A 21634-nucleotide genomic window follows, 5' to 3' on the forward strand; every position below is an offset into this window, starting at 1 on the left:
CGAACAAAGACATCTCATCTATTTCCGGGCATACCAATAAATCGAAGACCCGCAACGTTCAATAACTTTTTCGGAGTTACGCAACATATGAAAATAAATATTGGATCCCCAAAACGGCACGCTGGCATGGAGAGAATGCGCCAGGCGCGCGCCGCGCGATCGAAGACGTCGTCCACGTCGCCTCGCAGGCTCGCCGCGGCGCGACTGGCCTTATCGGGCGCGGCGCTGGTCGGCGGGGCAAGTGCAGTCCATGCGGCCCTGCCTCCGGACACCGCGGAGTACTACCTCGACGTCGGCGCGCAACCCAGCGGCTTGAACGGCGCGATCGCGTCCGGCCGCAATGCGCTCGCCATCGGCCCGGGGGCCGGGGCCAGCGCCGAACTGGCGATTGCGATCGGTTACATGACCAACGCGTCGGGGCCGTTCGGTATCGCGCTCGGCTTCAACGCGATCGCCGCCGACAATGCGGCGTTGTCGCTCGGCGCCCATTCCGTGGCCGGCGCGAACCAGGCGACGGCTGCCGGCTACGCGGCACGTGCCGACGGACGAGCCGCCACGGCGGTCGGCGCGAATGCGGAGTCCAACGGGCTCGGCAGCATCGCTCTCGGCGCCAGTTCGGTTGCCGCGGCGAGCGGATCGATCGCGCTCGGCTACGGCGCCGGCGTCATCGGTAGCGGCAGCGGCGCGGCGATCGCCATCGGCCAGGGCGCGGTCGCCAGGGAGGCGAATAGCGTGGCGCTCGGCGCGGGATCCATGACCGCGCCGTCCGACGGCATCGCTTTCGTCCCAGCGGGCGCGAGCCTGTCGCTGATTCACGGCGTGAATGCCATCGGCCAGGTGTCGATCGGCTCCGTCGGCAGCGAGCGTCGGCTCACCCATGTCGCCGCCGGGGCAAACGACACGGACGCGGTCAACGTCAGTCAGTTGAAGGCAGCGCTGAGCGCATTGGACGGCACGGCATCTGCGCTTGACGCCGCCGTCACCTACGGGCGCGATGCGTCCGGTGACATTCAGCGCGGCAACGTGACGCTCGGCGATCCGGCCGTAGGCGGTACGGCGATCCATAACGTCGCGAACGGCGTCGATGCCGGCGACGCGGTCAACCTCGGGCAGTTGAATGCGGCCGTGAGCGCAGCCATTGGCGGGCTGGTGAACAACGTTGTGGTCAGCGATGGAAACGCGAATGCCTTTTTTAGCGCCGCGGGCGACCCGGCGAGCGAAAGCGCGGTAGCTTCAGGCGCACATGCGGTCGCTGCGGGGGCGAACGCGCAGGCAACCGGAAGCGGAGCGCTTGCGATTGGCGCGGCTTCCGGCGCGAGCGGCGTCAATTCGGTCGCGCTCGGCGTGGCTGCCGGCGCGGCGGGAGGCAGCGCCATTGCCGTGGGGGCGAACTCAAGTGGCAGCGGCGTCAGTGCAATCGCCCTCGGCACCGGCTCCAGCGCAAGCGCCGTCAACGCTTCCGCGTTTGGCGCCGCAGCGAACGCCGTCGCGGAAAACTCGGTGGCATTGGGCCAAGGTTCGGTGGCCGATAGAGCAAACACCGTGTCGGTCGGCTCATCAGGCCAGCAGCGTCAGCTCGCAAACGTCGCGGCGGGCACGCAGGGCACGGACGCGGTCAACGTCGAGCAGATGCAACAAAGCGTGAATGGCGCGGTTGGCGAAGCGCAGCGCTATACGAACGACGAGATTCGCTCGGCCCGTCGCGATGCTTACGGCGGCACGGCCGCGGCCTTCGCCGTGGCGGCATTGCCGCAGGCCGTGCTGCCGGGCCGGGGCATGATGGCGGTCGCCGGCGGCACCTATGGCGGACAGTCGGCGCTGGCGATCGGCGTATCGCAACTGTCCGTCAACGGCAAATGGGCTTACCGGATGCAAGGCACGACCGACTCGCGCGGTCAGTTGGGCGCGGCGCTCGGAGCCGGCATGCACTGGTGACGCGCGTCGGGTGGCTGATGTCGAGATCGGGGTGGAGATGCACACCGCTCAACGCTGCATCGACTCCCACACCTTGTACAAGCGCTTCACCGACACCGGCATCGGCGTACGCAATTCCTGGGCGAACAGCGAAATCCGCAATTCTTCCAGCAGCCAGCGGAATTCCGACAAACGCGTATCCAGCACGCCGCCACGCTGCGCCACCGTGCGCTGGTAGTTCTGCAGCAGCGGCGCGAATTCGGCGACCTGGCGCGCATCGCGGGCCGGGTCTGCCCGCAGCTTGTCGATGCGCAGCGCGATTCCCTTCAGATAGCGCGGGAAATGCGCCAACTGCGTGTACGGCGTGTCGACCACAAAACGCTTGCCGACCAGCGCATCGAGCTGATTCTGCATGTCGGCATGCGCGGCCGTGAACGAACGAGCCTGGACCAGTTTCTTCGTCACCGTCGCGTATTCGGCGAGGATCTGTCCGGCCAGCCGCGCAATCTCCTGCGCCAGCAGGGTCAGCCGGCTGCGGCCTTCGTCGCGGCGGGTGTGGAACGACACGTCGTCGTCGGGCAGCGGGTCTTGCAGACACGCGCGATCCAGCGCCGTATCGACGAGTTGATCGCGCAACTCTTCCTGCGTGCCGCGCGGCATGAACTGCATCGCCATTTCGCGCAAGCCCGGCAGGTTCTTTTCCAGATACTTGATCGGTTCCTTCAATTGCAGACCAAACAGACGCCGCAAACCCGCACGATGAATACGCGCCGCCTCTTCCGGCGAATCGAACACCTCGACATCGCAATGCGTACCGCGATCCACCAGCGCCGGATAGCCGAACAGGGTCTGGCCGCCTCGGCGGATTTCGAGCAATTCGGGCAGCTTGCCGAAATTCCACGTCGTCAGTTTTTCGTAGAGCGCGGTGCTTGCCGAGCCGCCTTGCGCGGCACCTTGCGTCGTCGTGGTCTGCGGACCGCTCCTGCCGCGCTGTGCACTAACGTTAGCCCCATTACCACCTGCCCCGCCCGCACCACCCGCCTGCGCGCCCGCCACACCACCGCCGCCCGCATCCGCCAACGCCGCACCCGCCGCACTGGACGCAATCTTCTGGAAATGCTGCTGTGCCTGCCCACCCAGCTCCGCGCGCAGTTGCGCGAGATTGCGGCCCATCGCGAGCTGACGGCCGTGCTCGTCGACGACCTTGAAGTTCATGAACAGATGAGCCGGCAAGGTTTCGAGCTTGAAGTCGGCCTGCTTCATGGCCACCTGCGTCTGCTCACGCACGTCGGCGATCAGCGATTCGAGCAAACCGCCCGCGCCAAAGCGCGGCGCGGCGTGCCGGTCGACGAACCCGGCCGCGAACTCCGGCAGCGGCACGCAGTGACGACGCAACTTCTGCGGCAAGGACTTCAGCAGCAGTTGTGCCTTCTCCTTCAGCATGCCCGGCACCAGCCATTCGCAGCGGCGCGCATCGACCTGGTTCAGCGCATACAGCGGCACGGCGAGCGTCACACCGTCGCGCGGCGTGCCCGGTTCGAAGTGATACGTCAGCGCCATCTCGACGCCGGACATCGTCATCCGTTTCGGGAACAGATCGGTCGTGACGCCGGCCGCTTCGTGGCGCATCAGATCATCGCGCGACAAGTACAGCAGTCGCAGCTTGTCTTCCTGCTGACCGCTCGCCTTCAGTTCGTCGCGATACCAGCGTTCGAAGGCCGCGCCGGTGTGAATACCCTGCGGCACCACCTGGTCGTAGAAGCCGAAGATCAGCTCGTCGTCGACCAGCACGTCCTGACGGCGCGACTTGTGTTCAAGCTGCTCGATGTCGGCGAGCAGCTTGCGGTTGTGGGCGAAAAACGCGAGCTTCGTGTCGAATTCGCCTTCCACCAGCGCGCCGCGAATGAAGAGTTCGCGCGCGCGCGCCGGGTCCTGTTTGCCGAAGCTCACACGCCGACGGTGATAAACCGGCAGCCCGTACAGCATCGCCCGCTCGAACGCCGAGACCTGCGCCGCGCGCTTCTCCCAGTGCGGCTCGGACAGCGATTTTTTCAGCAGATGCGCGCCGATCCGTTCGATCCACTCGGGCTCGATCTTCGCGATACAACGCGCGTACAGCCGGCTCGTTTCGACCAGTTCGGCGGCCATCACCCACTTGCCGGCCTTCTTCACCAGCGCGGAACCCGGCCACAGATAGAACTTGATGCCGCGCGCGCCGAGGTAATACGGTTCGTCGTCGGCTTTCAGGCCGATGTTGCCGAGCAGACCGGTCAGCAGTGCGAGATGGATCTGCTCGAAGGTCGCCTCGGCTTCGTTCAGACGCCAGCCGTGTTCGCGCACCACGGTCAGCAGTTGCGAATGCACGTCGCGCCATTCGCGCAGACGCAGTTGCGACAGGAAGTTCTTGCGGCACTCTTCATGCAACTGCTTGTTCGACTTCTTGTGCGCGATCGCTTCTTCGAACCACTGCCAGATTTTCAGCCACTGGAGGAATTCGGAGCGCTCGTCGGCGAACCGGCGGTGCGCCTGGTCCGCCTGCTCCTGCGCTTCGATCGGCCGGTCGCGCGGGTCCTGCACCGACAGCGCGCTGGCGATGATCAACACCTCCTTCAACGCCTGCTGATCGCGCGCGGCCAGAATCATCCGGCCGACGCGCGGGTCGAGCGGCAGGCGCGCGAGTTCGCGGCCGAGCGGCGTGAGGCGGTTGTCGTCGTCGACGGCGCCGAGCTCGTTGAGCAACTGATAGCCGTCGGCGATCGCGCGGCCTGGCGGCGGCTCGATGAACGGGAACGTCTCGATGGCGGTCAGGTGCAGCGACTTCATCCGCAGAATCACCGAGGCCAGCGACGAACGCAGAATCTCCGGATCGGTGAAGCGCACGCGGCCCGTGAAGTCGCTCTCTTCGTACAGACGAATGCAGATGCCGTCCGCCACCCGGCCGCAACGCCCGGCGCGCTGATTCGCGGCGGCCTGCGAGATCGACTCGACCTGCAACTGCTCGACCTTGTTGCGATACGAATAGCGCTTCACGCGCGCGAGGCCGGTGTCGACCACGTAACGGATGCCCGGCACCGTCAGCGAGGTTTCGGCGACGTTGGTCGCCAGCACGATCCGGCGCGCGTTCGAGGTGCGGAACACGCGCTCCTGATCGGCGGCGGACAGCCGCGCGAACAACGGCAGGATTTCCGTGTGCGGCGGATGGTGTTTGCGCAGCGCCTCGGCGGCATCGCGAATCTCGCGCTCGCCGGGCAGGAACACCAGCACGTCGCCGGGGCCTTCGCGGCACAGCTCGTCGACCGCGTCGACGATCGCGTCCATCAGGTCGCGGTCGGCTTCGCGCTGGGTTTTCGGGCGCTCCGCGCGATCGCGCGAACCAGCCGGCGCGTTTGCCGGAGCGCGCGTGCCCTCCGCCGCCTTCACCGCCGGACTGTCCTCGACGACTGGCCGGTAACGCACCTCGACCGGGTACAGACGGCCACTCACTTCGATCACCGGCGCGGGCTTCTCCTCGCTGCCGAAGTGACGCGCGAAACGATCGGCGTCGATGGTCGCCGAAGTGACGATCAGCTTCAGATCGGGCCGCTTGACGAGGATTTCCTTCAGATAGCCGAGCAGAAAATCGATGTTCAGGCTGCGCTCGTGCGCTTCGTCGATGATCAGCGTGTCGTAGGCCTTCAGCAGCGGATCGGTCTGCGTTTCGGCGAGCAGAATGCCGTCGGTCATCAGCTTGACCGATGCGCCTGGCGCCAGGTTATCGGTGAAGCGCACCTTGTAGCCGACCACTTCGCCGAACGGCGTGCCGAGCTCCTCGGCGATGCGGCGGCCGGTCGCCGACGCGGCGAGCCGGCGCGGCTGCGTGTGGCCGATCAGGCCCGTGCCGCCCGCGCCGAGACCGCGCCCGAGCGCGAGGCAGATTTTCGGCAACTGGGTGGTCTTGCCCGAGCCGGTCTCGCCACAGACGATCACGACCTGGTTCGCGGCGATCGCCCTGGCAATTTCCTCGCGGCGGCCGGATACCGGCAACGCTTCGGGAAACGTGATCGGCGGAATCGGGTTCGGTTCGACAACGCGCTGAGGACGCGCGGAACGCGGAGGACGAGGCTCGCGCGGTTCACGTGGTTCGCGCTGCTCGCGCGATTCTGGCGATTTCCGCTCGTCGGAGCGGCCGCCTTGCGGCCCGTTTTCCTTGCGCGACGGTGCCTCGCCGCCGCCTCGCGGACGACGCGCTTCGCGCGCCGTGTGCGGCGTGTTCCGGTTGGCGTCCTGCGCGGGACGGCGTGCGGCATCGCCGGTGTTCTTTCGATCAGCGGCCGGCGCCGGATTCTCGTTCGCCGCGGCGGGACTTTTGGGTACATTCGACATGGGGGCGCATTATAATCCCCGGCATGAATTCCCAAACCGACCTCGTCCCCGCGCCCGCGAGCGTTCCGGCCCCCGCCGGCGACACGGAAACCCTCGCCCAGCACGCGCAATTCGTCGACTGGATGCGCTCAGTCGCCCCTTACATTCACGCGTTCCGCAACAAGACGTTCGTCGTCGGTTTCGGCGGCGAAGTGGTGCATCAGGGGCTCCTGAATGCGCTCGTGTCCGACATCGCGCTGTTGCAGGCCATGGGCATCCAGATCGTGCTGGTGCATGGTTCGCGGCCGCAGGTCGAGGAGCAGATGAGTCTGCACGGCGTGGAGTCCGAGTTTTCGCACGGCATGCGCATTACCGATGCGCGCGCGCTGGAGTCCGCGAAAGAAGCGGCCGGCGAAGTGCGTCTGGATATCGAGGCCGCGATCAGCCAGGGCTTGCCGAACACGCCGATGGCACACGCGCACATCAGCGTCGTGTCGGGCAACTTCGTGACCGCGCGGCCGGTCGGCATTCTGGACGGCGTCGACTTCGCGCACACGGGCGTGGTGCGCAAGATCGACGCGGATTCGATCCGCCATTCACTCGCCAGCCGCAAGCTCGTGCTGCTGTCGCCGCTCGGCTTCTCGCCCACCGGTGAAGCCTTCAATCTCGCGATGGAAGACGTGGCCTCGGCCGCGGCGATCGCGTTGCGCGCCGACAAGATCGTGTTCCTGACCGAAACGCCGGGCTTGATGGAAGCCGGCGAGGAAGGCGCCGAACTGATCCGCGAACTCTCGCTCGACGACGCGTACAAGCTGCACGAAAGCGGCGAAGTCACCGGCGACGCGGGCTTCTATCTGAAGCATTCGATCCGCGCGTGCCGCGGCGGCGTGGCACGGGCGCACATCATTCCCTACGCGCTCGACGGCAGCCTGCTGCTCGAACTGTTCCTGCACGACGGCGTCGGCACGATGATCTCCTACGAGAATCTGGAAAGTCTGCGCGAAGCCACGCCGGACGACGTCGGCGGCATTCTCGCGCTGATCGAGCCGCTGGAATCGGACGGCACGCTGGTGCGGCGCGGCCGGCATCAGATCGAACGCGACATCGACCATTTCTCGGTGATCGAGCACGATGGCGTGCTGTTCGGCTGCGCGGCGCTGTATCCGTACACGCAGGAACGTATCGGCGAAATGGCGTGCCTGACGGTCGCGCCCGAAGCGCAAGGCACCGGCGACGGCGAACGCCTGCTCAAGCGCATCGAACAGCGCGCGCGGGCGCGCGGCCTCACGCGTATTTTCGTGCTCACCACGCGCACCGAACACTGGTTCCTCAAGCGCGGCTTCGTGAAGGCCACCGTCGACGATCTGCCGGAAGATCGCCGCCGGCTCTATAACTGGCAACGCAAATCGCTCGTGCTGATGAAACAGCTTTGAGCGGCGCGCCGTGCATGCGCGCGGTTCTCCCGCGATTCACGCGCCGCTCAAGCGTCACTCACACTAAATACTGCCCCACATCGATACAGCAACCGGACGAAGCGCAACACGCGAGCGCCGGTCGACACAGGAGAAACACAGCATGACTCGTATGGTTCAATGCGCGAAGCTCGGCAAGGAAGCCGAAGGCCTCGATTTCCCGCCGCTGCCGGGCGAACTCGGCAAGCGGATCTACGAAAGCATTTCGAAGGAAGCGTGGCAGGCCTGGTTGAAGCAGCAGACCATGCTGATCAACGAAAACCGCCTGAACATGGCTGATCCGCGTGCGCGTCAGTATCTGATGAAGCAGACAGAGAAGTTCTTCTTTGGCGAAGGCGCGGATACCGCGCAGGGTTACGTGCCGCCGTCGGCGTAAGGCCGATCGGGCGAACATTCTGCCCGTTACGATTCACAACGAAAAGACCCGGTCACTTGCGTGATCGGGTCTTTTTTCATGCGCCGCGATGCGAATTTTTGGGCGTCAGTTGTAGTAAAGATTGACGGTGGCCAGTGCGCTGACGCGTCCCGCCTTGACGGGCGTTGCGTCGGGACGCACGTAGCGCGCCTGAAACGGCACCGTCTGAACGCCCGACAGCGTGCCCAACGATACGCCGTTCACGGCCGGCGTATTGCTGGCCGTGTACGTGTAGGCGGCGGGCCCCACTACCAGCGGTTGCATACGATAGAGAATCTGCACGCCGACGCCGCTAGCGGTCGAATCTGGCGCAAGCGTCAGCGCGTTGGTCTGATTGAACGGCATGCTGGAATCGGTCAGGCTGATCGACGGTTTTGCGTTGTCGTCGCATAGCAGGCCGAGGTTAAAGGACGTCAAGCCGGCAGTCTGCCCTACCGCGGAAAAGGCCGAGGTCGACACCGTCGGCAAGGTGACGGCGACGTTCGTCGTGGTGAGCGAACAACTGGCGACGGTGGTGGGGAGGAGCGTGTAGGAAAATTTCAGCGTGCTTGCGTCACCGCTTCCGCCGTTCGCGTATTCCTGGCCCGGCACATGGATGTAGTCCGCGAAACTAAAACTCCCTGCCGTCGTGTTGCCTGTTTTTACAAGCTCAAAGGTGGCACGTATCGAATTGCTCCCCTTCTGTGCCGTTCCGAAGACAAAGGTGGTGACCTTGCCGCTATACGAAATGGGAGCCATCACCGCCCCTCCCGCATTGCGAATGCGAAAGCCAATACCAGGAGTCATGCCGGCGATCGTATAGACATCGCTAAACCCCGGCACCAAGGTCACACCCGAGCTGTAGTTGTCGGTCATATACCATTGACCATTAGGCGTAACCGTGCAGTTGATTTGAAGGTCGAACGCCGCGACGGCGCCCGGAATCGTCTGCCCCACGGGCAGTTTCGCGGGAACGCTGACCGCCGGCAGATTGACGGTCATCGGCAATGGCGCACTGCAGTCGTTGTACGCCGCGAACGCATATGACGGCGCGCCAAGCGACATCGCGATCAGCAATAGAATTTTCAGGTTTCGGAAAAACATGGGATATCCCCGGTTGAAGACGAGGCCATGCGAGTGGTCTCGCCTCGTCAAAAACGCTTGCGCGGCTCATCCGACAGCATGCGTCGACCTATCTCGTATTTCTGTCAGATCATTCTTAAACCGGTGCCGAAAACATTGCGCTTGATGCGCCCACGTACGCCGCCGAAAGCCCCGCCCATAGGGCGACTTGCACGATCCTCCGTCATCGTGCTATCATGTTCATCTTTCGAACAGCATTTCACTGTCAATTCGCGTTCTTTGAACATGGCCCGTACTGCGCGTTTGTTGTTTGCTGCAAAGCGTGCGCCACGTTAAAAGAACCTGTTTTATACAAGAAGGCTCGTCGGTCGTTTCACCACCCTTGATTGCCCGAACGCACGTTCAGGCGCGCTCAGCGGGCGGCGAATAAAAACACCGGCCTTTTTCGTTTCAAGCCTTCCAGCGGCGTGTGGGCCAGCTTTCAGCCACCCCATCGTCCTCATGCACCTGCCCCCCATCCACGGCCACGCAGGTGCAACAGCAAGCACAATCTAGACGAGTGTTTTTTCGCGAGATGCCTCGCGAGGCACGGGCGTTCTGTTTTTTCTTCGCGTCCACTTCGCTCCTTCGCCGGCTCCGGCGCAGGCGCTGCCTTCGCTTTTGCTCGCGAAACTGCACTTCCCCAGCACCCGTGGCGGAACGTTCATGCGCATCATGAGTTTCGTCGCAGTCATTGGAGTTTTCACCTTGACCGCTTCCAGCAACGGCTTCTGGCGACACAACAAAGAAGAACAACGCCTTTCTCTCGACGACATCACCGTCGTCGACAAATCTCTCCTCAAGCGGGCCGTCGGCGCCATGGCGCTCGGCAACGCGATGGAATGGTTCGACTTCGGCGTGTACAGCTATATCGCCGTGACGCTCGGCAAGGTGTTCTTTCCGTCGGCGAGCCCGGCCGCGCAGCTGATCGCCACGTTCGGCACGTTCGCCGCGGCGTTCCTCGTGCGTCCGGTCGGCGGCATGGTGTTCGGGCCGCTGGGCGATCGCATCGGACGGCAACGCGTGCTGGCCATGACGATGATCATGATGGCGCTCGGCACCTTCGCGATCGGCCTGATTCCGAGCTATGCATCGATCGGGATTTTCGCGCCGGTGCTGCTGCTGGTCGCGCGGCTGGTGCAAGGCTTCTCGACCGGCGGCGAGTACGGCGGCGCCGCGACTTTCATCGCCGAATTCTCGACGGACAAGCGCCGCGGCTTCATGGGCAGCTTCCTCGAATTCGGCACGCTGATCGGCTACGTGCTCGGCGCGGGGACGGTGGCGGTGTTGACCGCGACGCTCTCGAACGACGCCCTGCTCACCTGGGGCTGGCGCGTGCCGTTCCTGATCGCGGGTCCGCTGGGTCTGGTGGGTCTGTATATCCGGATGAAGCTCGAGGAAACGCCCGCGTTCAAGAAGCAGGCCGAGCAGCGTGAAGCAGAGGACAAGGCGCTGCCGAAGCAGTCGTTCGGCCAGTTGCTCGCGCAGCAATGGAAGCCGCTGCTGCTGTGCGTCGGCCTCGTGCTGATCTTCAACGTCACCGATTACATGGCGCTGTCGTATCTGCCGAGCTATCTGTCGGCCACGCTGCATTTCGACGAAACGCACGGCCTGTTTCTCGTGCTGCTCGTGATGGTGCTGATGATGCCGATGACGCTCGCCGCCGGCCGCCTGTCCGACGCGATCGGCCGCAAGCCGGTGATGCTGTTCGGCTGCGTGGGTCTGTTCGCGCTGTCGATCCCTGCCCTGCTGCTGATCCGCATGGGCACCACGCTGCCGGTGTTCGGCGGCCTGATGATTCTCGGCGTGCTGCTGTCGTGCTTTACCGGCGTGATGCCTTCCGCGCTGCCGGCGCTGTTCCCGACCAAAATCCGTTATGGCGCGCTCGCCATCGGCTTCAATATTTCGGTGTCGCTGTTCGGCGGGACGACGCCGCTGGTGACCGCATGGCTGGTCGACCGTACCGGCGATCTGATGATGCCCGCGTACTACCTGATGGGCGCGTCGCTGATCGGTATCGCTTCGGTGGTTGCGTTGCGCGAAACGGCGCGCAAGCCGCTGCTCGGTTCCGGCCCGTGCGTGGCGACGCGTGCGGAAGCGCATGCGGTGCTGCGCGGCGAGCGTGAAGCGGCGGAGATGGATGAAAGTTACGCGGCGGCGGCAACGGCGCGCGCTTGATACGCGCCAGAATACGCGCTCGATGAGACCTTCCGCGGCGATGCCGACGTGAGCAGCAATGCGCGGGCGACGCCGTGAGTTTTACGCGCGGCGTGCCGTGACGTAGCGCATCCGATGCGGCGCGAGTCTCGACCATCGAGCGACTCGCTCATCACGATTGAATTGATTTGCCTCGAATGGGCCGACAGCGATGTCGGCCCTTTTTTTCGTCTTTCTTCCGGCTTTAACGCCGGCCTAAGACAGCAGCGAATCGAAGCGCGCGCTCGCCTTCGATCCATCGATCAGCAGCATGCCCGCGCTGACGGGCAACTTGAAGCGTCGCGGGCCCGCGCTGCCGGGGTTGACGAACAGGACGCCATCGCGCTCGCTGACGGACGGCTTGTGCGAGTGCCCCGTCACCACCACGCCGATGCCCGCGCCGCGCGGATCGGCGCTCACGTCGGCAATGTCGTGCACGACGAGGATCGTCACCTGCTGAACGGTCAACGTGACCTGCGCGGGCAGCGACGCGACCCAACCCTCCGTATCGTTGTTGCCGCGCACGGCGGTGACAGGCGCGATCTGCGTCAAGGCGTCGAGCACCTCGCGACGGCAAATGTCGCCCGCGTGGATGATCGCGTCGCAGCCTGCCAGATACTGTAGCGCCTCGGGACGCACGAGGTTATGCGTGTCGGAGATCAGACCGATGCGGCGGATGAGCGGCGCCGCGGTCGTCGGCGTAGCGGGCGTGGCGGGTTTGCCGGGTTTGGCAGGTTTGGCGATGCGTGACGACATACGGTCTCCAGGCGCGGCGGCAAGAGTCGATGCGCGGATCGATGCCCGCGCCTAGGCTTCCAGCACGTGCTCGATGCGCCGGTCCGGCACCAGCCACCATATGGCCGCCAGCGTGTACAGCGCGACCGAACCCCACGGCACGACAAAGGCCAGCGCGATACCCGCGAGGTAGATCACCACCGACACCTTGCCCTTGAAATCGCTACCCACCGCGCGCGCAAGCGTCGAGTCACGCCCATGCTCGCGGATCAACGCGCGGGTCAGGATGAAATACGCGATCGCCGACATGAACAGCACGACGCCATACAGCGCGGTCGGCCAGGCGGCCAGATGGTTTTCGCCGACCCAATGCGTGACGGCCGGCAGCAGCGACAGCCAGAACAGCAAATGGAGGTTAGCCCACAACACCGCGCCGTTGACCTTCTGCACCGCGTGGAACATGTGGTGATGGTTGTTCCAGTAGATGCCCACGTAGATGAAACTCAGCACGTACGCGCAGAACACCGGCACCACGGGACGCAGCGCGGCGAGGTCGAAGCCCTCCGGTACTTTGATCTCGAGCACCATGATGGTGATGATGATGGCGATGACGCCATCGCTGAAGGCTTCGATGCGGCCTTTGCCCATGGGTGGGTTCCTGTGATGAGTGCGGCGGATGGTTGGAGGATTATCGGAGATGGGTTGACGGTTGTCGATGCGAGGGCCCTGCGCCGCGACGACGGTAAGCAGGGTGTCTATCGATGTTGTCGAGGCCAATGGGTAATGCTTTTGGGCAGCAAGCAGCCGCCGATCCAGATTGCAGCGCGCGGAAAACGACCGGGCGTTATTCATTTCGCAAACCCTACATGGACGTATCGCACGTCATAAAATCCATATCGCATACAAAAAACATACAAATGACAAAAATATCATTCTCAAGTCACACGTACCGTTCCGCGGTTTTCTAGCATTTTCATAACAAACGGCGATGACAGCCAGCGGCAAAAAACAACATCGAAAATACATCAATCTATCAAGTTGCAATTCAAGCAGGCAGCCGCTGAGTCGGGATTTTTTTAATTTATTGCCCAATAACCATCCCGCAGTTTTCGATTTGAAGACGCAACAATAATAACCAGGCTTCCGGGCTCACACCGATTATCAACGCAGGACAGGGTTAACACCCAAAATATACGAATTGCATTGTGAAATACGGTCGTATAAGAATGCATCTGCCGAAGCGGTTCGACCGATACGACAGGACCTTGAGGAGGCGATCCATGGAGAAGCACGTCTGCGCCGTCGTTTGCAACTTTTCTTCAGATCGCTGGCATGACAGATCAACCTCAAATTATGCCAATTGCTTATCCCGCAAGGAGATTTCCGACACGAATACCATGTGCAAGAAGCATCAGAGGAAATTCACAATTAACAAGATCGATAGCTTGAAATCGACTATCAAAAACAGTCAAACACAGTTTTTACAGATCGACTCCGCCACCTTAATCAAAATAAGCGTCAAAAATCATTTTTCAACCATCCAAACACATCTGGAGGACATTGTCGTGCTGACATAACGAACACTTCCAGTCAATTCAAGACTGCGCAGATACCGCGCCGGTATCGCGCTGATACGAGGCGTCGCCCGGCAATACCGCGCGACGAAATAACAGCCGTCACGGACCAGGCCCGAACACATCTGGAATCAGATGCGGCCGTTGAACGTGACTCTCGACGAGGGTTTTACTGCTATGCGTATTTTGATCGTAGGGCGGACGCATCATATGGGTGAATACCTGACCAGGGCGTTGTCAGAGGCGGGCTTTGTCGTCGACTGGATGCGTGATGGCCCGGATAGTCATATACAGGCGGGATCCGAAGACTATGACCTTGTCATTCTGGACCTGGCTCTATCGTGCGCCGAGGCGTGGCTCGGCCCAGGCCACGACGATCGGGGAGAAGGCACGCCGTTACTGTTATTGGGTAGTTTGCAGGAAAATAATGCAGACGGACGACAGGATGCCGTCGACGCCAACCGCGGCACCCGATTCGAATTCCCAAAACTACTTAAGCAAATCCGCAATCTTCTTCATTGCGGAGACGACGCGTCGATCCTGAAGCTAGCCGATCTTCAGTTGAACCTGAAACGCCGCAGTGCAACACGTCAAGGACGTTCGATACTCCTGACATCAAAAGAATTCTCGCTACTGTGGCTACTAATGCGACATCAGGGCGAAATTCTGCCTCGCGCGATTATTGCCTCCCAGGTATGGGATATGAATTTTTCCAGCGGCACGAATGTCGTCGACGTATTGGTGCGACGGTTGCGCCTGAAGATTGACAACGGACAGTTCCCAAAGCTGATCCACACGGTCAGAAATATGGGGTATGTATGCGAGGATCGCTCGGGGAAGCTGGGCATGCCGCCAGACCCGAACGGTAGACCCATTGCCGTTTAGCCGTTCTTTTACGGTTCACGTGTTTTTACCTGGTCTCATTCAACGCACCGGGATCTGATTTCCCCGGTGGCGTTGTGCGCGAACCGGTTCTGGCGCACACACGCATGACAAAAACATCACGGTCAATTCACGCCATTCAAGCCGATTTTTGTATCATACAAAAACAGTCTTTTCGAACAGGCAAACTGATAATAAAGGCTGAGCCGACCACTTTTCCCGGACATCAAAATCATCATGTCGATCATTTACTCTTCCGCATTCAACGAACTGGGTAGCGTCGCTGGACAACCGGACCCGAGAACTGGAATCTATTCGAAGAAAATCAGTCTTGGGCAGATTATCGGGAGCTATGGATTGGGACCTAAGTTTTCCTTAAATCTTCAGTTCAATCCGCTCGATACGATCGGCATGATTTCGACTCCATTTGGTTGTGGATGGAGTTTGACTATTCCATGTTATCAATATGATTCAAGTACGAGCAGCGGCCAGCTGATCGTACTTGACGGACAAAATTACGTGATGAGGAATGCCTTCGCCGGCAGACAGCCCACGCTGGACGGGTACACGCTACAGAACATGAAAGTGTCAATCCCGGATCCGCAAACTATCTCCGTCATTTACGCAAGTGGAGAAAACCTGATTCTCACTTATGACAACACCACGTTCGCATCAATCAAAACACTCACAAACAAACACGGCCGCAGTTTAAATTTTAATTATCTTGTCCAGAACGACGCGTCAACCCTGACTTCCATCAAGGACGATACAGGCGCGACGCTCGTCACCATGACCTATTCGGGACCAAGCACGACGATCACCTTCTTCCCGGACTATGAGTCCGAGACTTATTCCGTGGTGCTCAGCATGCTCGGCTCCCTTCTCGATAATGTCTCTTTTTCAAACGATCTTCATACGTCTAATTTTTTATATCAATCGATCGTTACCGGCACCGAAGCCATTAATTATATTTCCGGATACAACGATTCCAATGGCCTTTCTGAACAGGCGACATATTCGAGTACGCTTGCCCTGCCCAACGGCGCCCCCGTTCCGGCCATGTATGCGGTCACGACATTTACAAGCGATCCGGGAGCCGGCCAGCCGGCCAGTTACACGACGTATGAATACGGCGTCGGATCCGACGATCAGTCCGACGCGCAGGCGAACAACTATTTCGGCAACAACACGAACGTCATGTTCGCAAGTAACGTCGATACCCTCTCGAATTACCCGCGAGCGTACAGCTATACGAACAGGCTAACGCAACGTATTGACGGCAATCTCGCCAACGTGGAAACCTACACCTACGACAAGTTTCACTCACAAGTGAAACTTGTCACGACTCAGGACAATGGCGCGCATTTGAAGACGGAAACCGCCGAATATTATGTGAGCGAGGCCGATCCGATCACGAATCAGTCGCCCATCTACATGTTTCCCAAGCAAAAAAAAACCTTGTACGAAGCGGACGGAAAGTCGCGGGAGGAAGTGATCCAGTTCGAGTGGGATGAAACGAGCGGCAATTTGCTGAAGAAGACCTCGGCAACGGGGATCGTCACCACCTTCGAGTACTACCCGGCTGACGGCGAAACCGGCCTGTGCCCCCCCGACCCCAATCAATTCTCAATCTATCTTAAGGAAAAGATCGTCTATCCGGTCCCGGATCTTGCGGCCGCGCCTATTCGCCATCGCACGTACACATACGACCAGCACCCGCGTGTCGATAGCGCCGACGGATACTACGTCGCGGTCACGACCCGAACGGAGGCCGACGATGACGGAAATATCTATCACCGCCGCAGCCTCGAGTATTACGACGACACCACCCAGTTATTCACCGCGGGCCGCAAGAAACAGATCACCGACACCTTCCTGTCTCCAGAGTCCGGCTCGACAACTTACGATACAACCCATCAACTCACCTATACACAGGACACAGCCCTCTGCCAGGTAACGTCCACCCACGCGACCAAAGGCTTTGACGGAACAATCGACAGTTCGGCGAGAACGAAATCCTATCTGTCGGGTTTGCTTTACTCGACGGAAGACGTCACATCGGCAAACGTCGCCCTCAAGACCGCCTACTCGTACGATGGTCTGCGCCGCATCACCTCCCGCACGGTCTGTCCCGGCACACAGTACGAAGCGAGCAATCAGTACGAGTACATCAACGCCGGCGACAACACGCCCACGCAAAAAATCATCACCAAGGCAAACGGGTCGAAAACCAGGCAATCAGTCGATGGACACGGCAAACTGGTCAAAACCGAGACGCTCGACATCGACAACATACTGAGTACCGGCACACCGCAGTATTACGTGACGGCCGAATGTCTCTATGACGCCCTGTCCCGCAAAGCGTCCGAATCCGGATACGACTACGTCGCGGGAGATACCGCCGACGCGCCGTCGGTTTCCGTCACCACCACCTACTCGTACGATTCATGGGGTGAAGTAGAATCGACGCAGGTCAACGGCGGTTACACGGTAATCGGACAAAGCGATCCGATCGCTCAAACGCGGTCAAGAACGGTCGTCATCGACGACGTCCCGCAGCAGCAGTCTCTCGTCGAATACGACCCGTTCAACAATCCGAAGACTCAGACTCAATTCGAGGCGGACGGCACCACGCCGTACGCAACGACCAGCTCGGTTGGCGACGGCGCCGGGCGGACGATCAGCAGCACCGACGCGCTCAGGAATGTCACGCAAACCAGCTACGACTTCTTCGATCGAAGCGTACAAACGACACATCCGGACGGCAGCCGGGAAGCGTTGACCTACGCTCCCCACTCCGATCAGGATTTGCCCACGTCGTTCACCTGGTTCGCCGACGAAAGCGACACCACGGGCATCGTGGCTGGCGAGCAGGAGTTCGACGGGCTTGATCGAGTCACGACGGTACAGATTGGGCAACGAAAATTTCTGTCTGAATATACCGGCAACGCGCCGGTGCCCGATTCGATCACCACACCCGCACAGAACACCTTACTTTTCACGCGTCAGCCTGAACTTGGGTACGCGACGCTCGAAAGCAGTCTCGCCGCGCCGCCGCCGTCTACGTCGGATGAAGCCGGGTTGACCTATACCTATGATCCCGTGAGCGGCGCATTACTGACTTCCAGTGCACTCGCGCCTGATGGAGACGAAGTGCGGCGGACGGTTACCTACTACCCGTCAGGCAGAGTCAAGACGAACCAATACGACAGTACGCTTGCTTCCAGCAAGGCGACGGGTTGTGCCACGTACAGTTATTCCCTCGGCGGTTCGATTACGTCGTGGACAGATGCAGTCGGCAACTCGCATACGATCAAATATTCGCCCGAAGGGTTCAAGAGCGAGCATCACGTCAACGACCAGCTTTCCGCTATCTACCACTGCGACAACTCCGGACGGGTCACGTCGACGCAAACCAGCGATGCGGACGGCAACACGCTGACGTGCGCCCTCGCCTTCGATACTCAAGGTCGCGAAACGACCCGAACGCTGACTCTGCCGGGTAACAGCGTACAGCAGCAGGTTCTGGGTTACGACCTGAACGACCGTGTCATCAGCCGGAACTGGACACGCGACGGAACCTTGGTACGCGCCGAAACCTACACGTACGATTCTGTGAATCGCTTGACCGACTATGGCTGTACGGGGCCGGAATTACCTGATCTGCCCGACGGCTACAAGTTGACCGCGCAACACTTCGAATTCGATGTCTGCGGCAATGTATCGTCAGTCAAGTCGACTTTGCTGAACGACCAGCAACTAACGATTACGAATACAGCCACACTCAGTTACTCGAGTGCGGAGCCGACACAACTCACGCAGATTTCGAATGACAGTGTTAGCGAATGGAACGTGACGCTGCAATACGATGCCGATGGCAATATGGTCACCGACGATCGAGGTCGGCAATTAAGCTTTAATGCGCGCGGACAATTGCTCGGTCTATCGGCATCCGCAGGCACGGGCGCCGCGCAATTGTGGTACGACGCGAGCGGCTTGCTGGTCGGCGAGAAATGTGAAGACGAAACTGATGCAACGCTGTTGTACTACGCCGGCTCTCAAGTGGTCAACGAAGTCCAAGGAGCGGCCAGCGCAACCTGGCTGGAGTCTCAGGCACGTTTGCTGTCGGGTTTCTCGGCGCAGGACAGCCAGCAGCTTCTGGGCAGCGATCAACAGGGATCGATCGTCAAGGCCTATGAAGGCGGCGAGGAAACCAGCCTGGTTTATTCGCCGCACGGCTATTGTGCCGTGACCGGCGAAACGCTGAACACTGTTCCGGCAAGCTATACCGGCGCAAGGCGGACGCGTGCGTCTGGCTATTACTTGCTTGGTAACGGGTATCGCGGCTATAACGCCGTACTAGGAAGATTCGCGAGCTGGGACAGTTCAAGTCCGTTCAACATCGGCGGCGGCAATGGGTATATTTATTGTGCCGGCGATCCTGTCAACAGGATTGACCCTTCGGGACACGGAATTTTCAGACTCGTAAGAAGAATCGTGATGCGCACTGTAACGCACGTGATAAGTGAAGCCGCAGATGCAGGTGTCATGAGCGAAGATGTCGCGACAGGCGTGGAAGCTAAAATAATCGCTGTGGATGAAAGCCCTTTTACCGAGATTCCTCAGACCGTACTGGATAATTTTGATCCACTCGACACGTTTGGCGTGAAAGTTGCCACCGAATTTGCCGGAGATGCCACGGATTCTGGCATCGAAAATGGATTTGAGATAATCAAGCGAGGACTAGGACGCCAGAATGAATATCGCCTGCGAAAAGCTCGTACGCTCCGCGAGGAAGTGTGTAAACAAACCAGACTCGCTGCAAGCCACCTGAAATCGGCAGTCTGGAAAACAGCTCAAACATCCGTTCAAGAATACCGGGATACGGTCGAAACAATCTCGCCGTTTGGCCACAATAATCTGTTAGAACGGACATTTGAAAACGCAGAAAAAAACGCAATTAAAGGAGCAAGCCAAGAAGCGTTAAGCGATAAAGAAACACTTAAGCGCGCGAATGATATCCAGCAAATTAATGCTTACGCGACTCACAACGGCATGCCGAAAGAATCCGGGGCGCACTCGACGAACACGATTTATCACGATAATAAATCACCCGTACAATTAACCGGCTACTATGCAAATTCTCGCGAATCCTATATTTGAGTTACAACGATATTTTGCGTTTTTTTCGAGAGCATTTTTCACAGCGACGCTCGAATCCGTGATCGAAATAGTATCGGGCCAAACCGACAGCGACACGCGGCGTCCTCCTTTCTCTTCCGAGCCAGCCCATCATGCTTACCCGCCTCCGGCACACCGCCCCCCTCTGGCTCGTCCTCCTGACGAGCTGCACCTTCGTCTCCATCGAAGGCAACTCGAACACGGTCAGCGACACCGGCGGGCATGGCGGCGGCGTGACGCTGCCCGCCGCCTCGTCGCAGCCGACGCTCGCCGATCGGCTGCACGAGTGGAACGCCAAACCGAACTAACCCACCCTCACGCCAACACTTCACCGCAACACCTCCAACCCATCCAGCAACGTCGGCACCAACTCCCCCACCGTGGGATGCACATGCATCGCAAACTGCAACGTCGGATACGTCGCGCCCGCCGTCATGATGTCGATAAACGTGTGAATCGCCTCATCCCCTTCTATCCCATGAATCGCCGCGCCGAGAATCCGTTTGCTCTGCGCATCCACCATCACCTTCATCAGCCCATCGGTCTCGCCGCGCTCGCGCGCGCGTCCCACACGTGACATCGGCAGGGTCGCGAACAGCGCCGCGCGCCCGTCCTTGCGCACCTCGGCCTCCGACATCCCGACCCGCGCCAGCGGCGGATCGACGAACACCGCATACGCCATGATTCGCGTGTCGACGCTGCGCGACCCACCGTCCAGCAGATTCGCCGCGACGATCTGAAAATCGTCATACGACGTATGCGTGAACGCGCCGCGTCCGTTGACGTCGCCGATCGCCCAGACGCCCGGCACGTTGGTGCGCAACTGACCGTCCACGGGAATCGTGCCGTGCCGGTCCGTCACGATGCCGGCCAGGTCGAGCCCGAGATCGTCGGTATTCGGCTCGCGGCCGGTCGCGAACAGCAGATGCGACGCCTCCAGCGCGGGCACGTTCTGCTCGAAGCCGATACACACCTCATGCTCGCGATGCGGATGCGGCTCGACCCGCACCGGCTGCACGCCAAAACGGAACACCACGCCTTCGCGGGTCAGCACCTTCTGCACGGACTCCGCGAGATCGGCGTCCTCGCGCGTCAGCACGCGTTCGCCGCGCACCAGCACGGTCACTTCGCTGCCGAAGCGTCTGAAGATCTGCGCGAATTCAAGCGCGATATAGCTGCCGCCGACAATCGCCAGATGTCGCGGCAATGCCGTCAGTTCGAGCAGGTTCGAGTTGGTGTAATAGCGAATCCGTTCGAGGCCTTCGAGCGGCGGCACGACCGCGCGCGTGCCCGTGTTGATGAAGATTTCATCGGCGCGGAGTTCGTCGAGCAGGGCGCCGTCCGCCCCGCTGATGGATAGCGTGTGCGCGCCCGTGAAGCGCGCGTGGCCGGTGAACACGGTGACGTTGTCCGCGCCGCGCAGCCACTTCTCGACGCCGTCGCGCGACTGGCCGATGATCCGGTCCTTGCGCGCCTTGACGGCCGCGAGATCGACGCTGACCGCGCCGCTCACCTGCACGCCGAGTTCCGCCGCATGACGCGCCACGTGCGCCGCGCGTGCGCTCGCCACATACGACTTGGTCGGCGTGCAGCCGACGTTCACGCACGTCCCGCCGAACGCCCCTCGCTCGATCACCGCGGTTTTGCGGCCGCTCTTGCCGAGACGCACGGCGAGCGGCGCGCCGCCCTGGCCCGTGCCGATCACGACGGCGTCGGAGTGCTGTGTCATGGCAACGCTCCCGATGCTGGTGTGCAGGTCGAAGCATCTTACGCCGCGGCGGCCGGCTCGCGCCGGATCGAACGCGCGCTCAGCGCGCCTGATC

General features: G+C 61.0%; 13 protein-coding genes. 7 read left to right on the forward strand and 6 right to left on the reverse strand.

Going from position 1 to position 21634, the window contains the following annotated elements; translation table 11 throughout:
* Positions 1 to 126: 126 nt before the first annotated feature.
* The gene (locus LFL96_RS12550) at positions 127 to 1935 is read left to right on the forward strand and encodes a YadA-like family protein (protein ID WP_280995563.1); all 1809 of its coding nucleotides are present in this window, start codon (positions 127 to 129) and stop codon (positions 1933 to 1935) included.
* Between the two features lie 48 nt (positions 1936 to 1983).
* On the opposite strand, the gene hrpA is transcribed toward LFL96_RS12550, so the two are convergent.
* A complete protein-coding gene (gene hrpA / locus LFL96_RS12555; RefSeq protein ID WP_280995564.1) occupies positions 1984 to 6276 on the reverse strand; it encodes an ATP-dependent RNA helicase HrpA in 4293 nt (1430 codons plus the stop codon).
* Positions 6277 to 6299: 23 nt separating this feature from the next.
* Between hrpA and argA the strand changes: the two genes are divergently transcribed.
* Both argA and LFL96_RS12565 read left to right on the forward strand, forming a co-directional pair.
* Entirely contained in the window at positions 6300 to 7688 is a 1389-nt protein-coding gene (argA, locus tag LFL96_RS12560; protein ID WP_280995565.1) for an amino-acid N-acetyltransferase, read from the forward strand.
* Between the two features lie 142 nt (positions 7689 to 7830).
* Positions 7831 to 8103 (forward strand): oxidative damage protection protein, encoded by a 273-nt coding sequence (locus tag LFL96_RS12565; protein WP_007181244.1) that lies wholly within the window; start codon positions 7831 to 7833, stop codon positions 8101 to 8103.
* 105 nt (positions 8104 to 8208) lie between these two features.
* Here the strand turns inward: LFL96_RS12565 and LFL96_RS12570 are convergent, their stop codons facing one another.
* Together LFL96_RS12570 and LFL96_RS12575 are read right to left on the reverse strand one after the other, a co-directional pair.
* Positions 8209 to 9198: a fimbrial protein gene (locus LFL96_RS12570; protein ID WP_280995566.1), complete on the reverse strand. Its 990-nt coding sequence runs from the start codon at positions 9196 to 9198 to the stop codon at positions 8209 to 8211.
* Positions 9199 to 9329: 131 nt separating this feature from the next.
* Positions 9330 to 9491, reverse strand: a complete 162-nt coding sequence (locus LFL96_RS12575) for a hypothetical protein (RefSeq protein ID WP_280995567.1) — start codon at positions 9489 to 9491, stop codon at positions 9330 to 9332.
* Positions 9492 to 9918: 427 nt separating this feature from the next.
* Between LFL96_RS12575 and proP the strand changes: the two genes are divergently transcribed.
* A complete protein-coding gene (gene proP, locus LFL96_RS12580) occupies positions 9919 to 11421 on the forward strand; it encodes a glycine betaine/L-proline transporter ProP (protein ID WP_280995568.1) in 1503 nt (500 codons plus the stop codon).
* A 234-nt stretch (positions 11422 to 11655) separates the two neighbouring features.
* Here the strand turns inward: proP and LFL96_RS12585 are convergent, their stop codons facing one another.
* Together LFL96_RS12585 and LFL96_RS12590 are read right to left on the reverse strand one after the other, a co-directional pair.
* Entirely contained in the window at positions 11656 to 12195 is a 540-nt protein-coding gene (locus tag LFL96_RS12585; protein WP_280995569.1) for a metallophosphoesterase family protein, read from the reverse strand.
* Positions 12196 to 12246: 51 nt separating this feature from the next.
* Entirely contained in the window at positions 12247 to 12822 is a 576-nt protein-coding gene (locus LFL96_RS12590) for a TMEM175 family protein (protein ID WP_280995570.1), read from the reverse strand.
* A gap of 1103 nt (positions 12823 to 13925) precedes the next feature.
* On the opposite strand from LFL96_RS12590, the gene LFL96_RS12595 reads away from it, so the two are divergent.
* From LFL96_RS12595 to LFL96_RS12605, 3 genes are all read left to right on the forward strand, one after another.
* Positions 13926 to 14633, forward strand: coding sequence for a winged helix-turn-helix domain-containing protein (locus LFL96_RS12595; protein ID WP_281000722.1), 708 nt, complete (start codon positions 13926 to 13928; stop codon positions 14631 to 14633).
* A gap of 234 nt (positions 14634 to 14867) precedes the next feature.
* Positions 14868 to 19793 carry an RHS repeat-associated core domain-containing protein gene (locus LFL96_RS12600; RefSeq protein WP_280995571.1) on the forward strand — a complete coding sequence of 1642 codons (4926 nt, stop codon included), beginning with the start codon at positions 14868 to 14870 and terminating at the stop codon, positions 19791 to 19793.
* A 131-nt stretch (positions 19794 to 19924) separates the two neighbouring features.
* Complete coding sequence (locus LFL96_RS12605; RefSeq protein ID WP_280995572.1) at positions 19925 to 20119, forward strand: hypothetical protein; 195 nt, start codon at positions 19925 to 19927, stop codon at positions 20117 to 20119.
* 20 nt (positions 20120 to 20139) lie between these two features.
* On the opposite strand, the gene LFL96_RS12610 is transcribed toward LFL96_RS12605, so the two are convergent.
* On the reverse strand, positions 20140 to 21540 hold the full coding sequence (locus tag LFL96_RS12610; protein WP_280995573.1) for an FAD-containing oxidoreductase: 1401 nt from the start codon (positions 21538 to 21540) through the stop codon (positions 20140 to 20142).
* Between the last annotated feature and the right edge of the window lie 94 nt (positions 21541 to 21634).

Origin of the sequence: Paraburkholderia sp. D15, assembly GCF_029910215.1 — a bacterium.
Classification (GTDB): domain Bacteria; phylum Pseudomonadota; class Gammaproteobacteria; order Burkholderiales; family Burkholderiaceae; genus Paraburkholderia.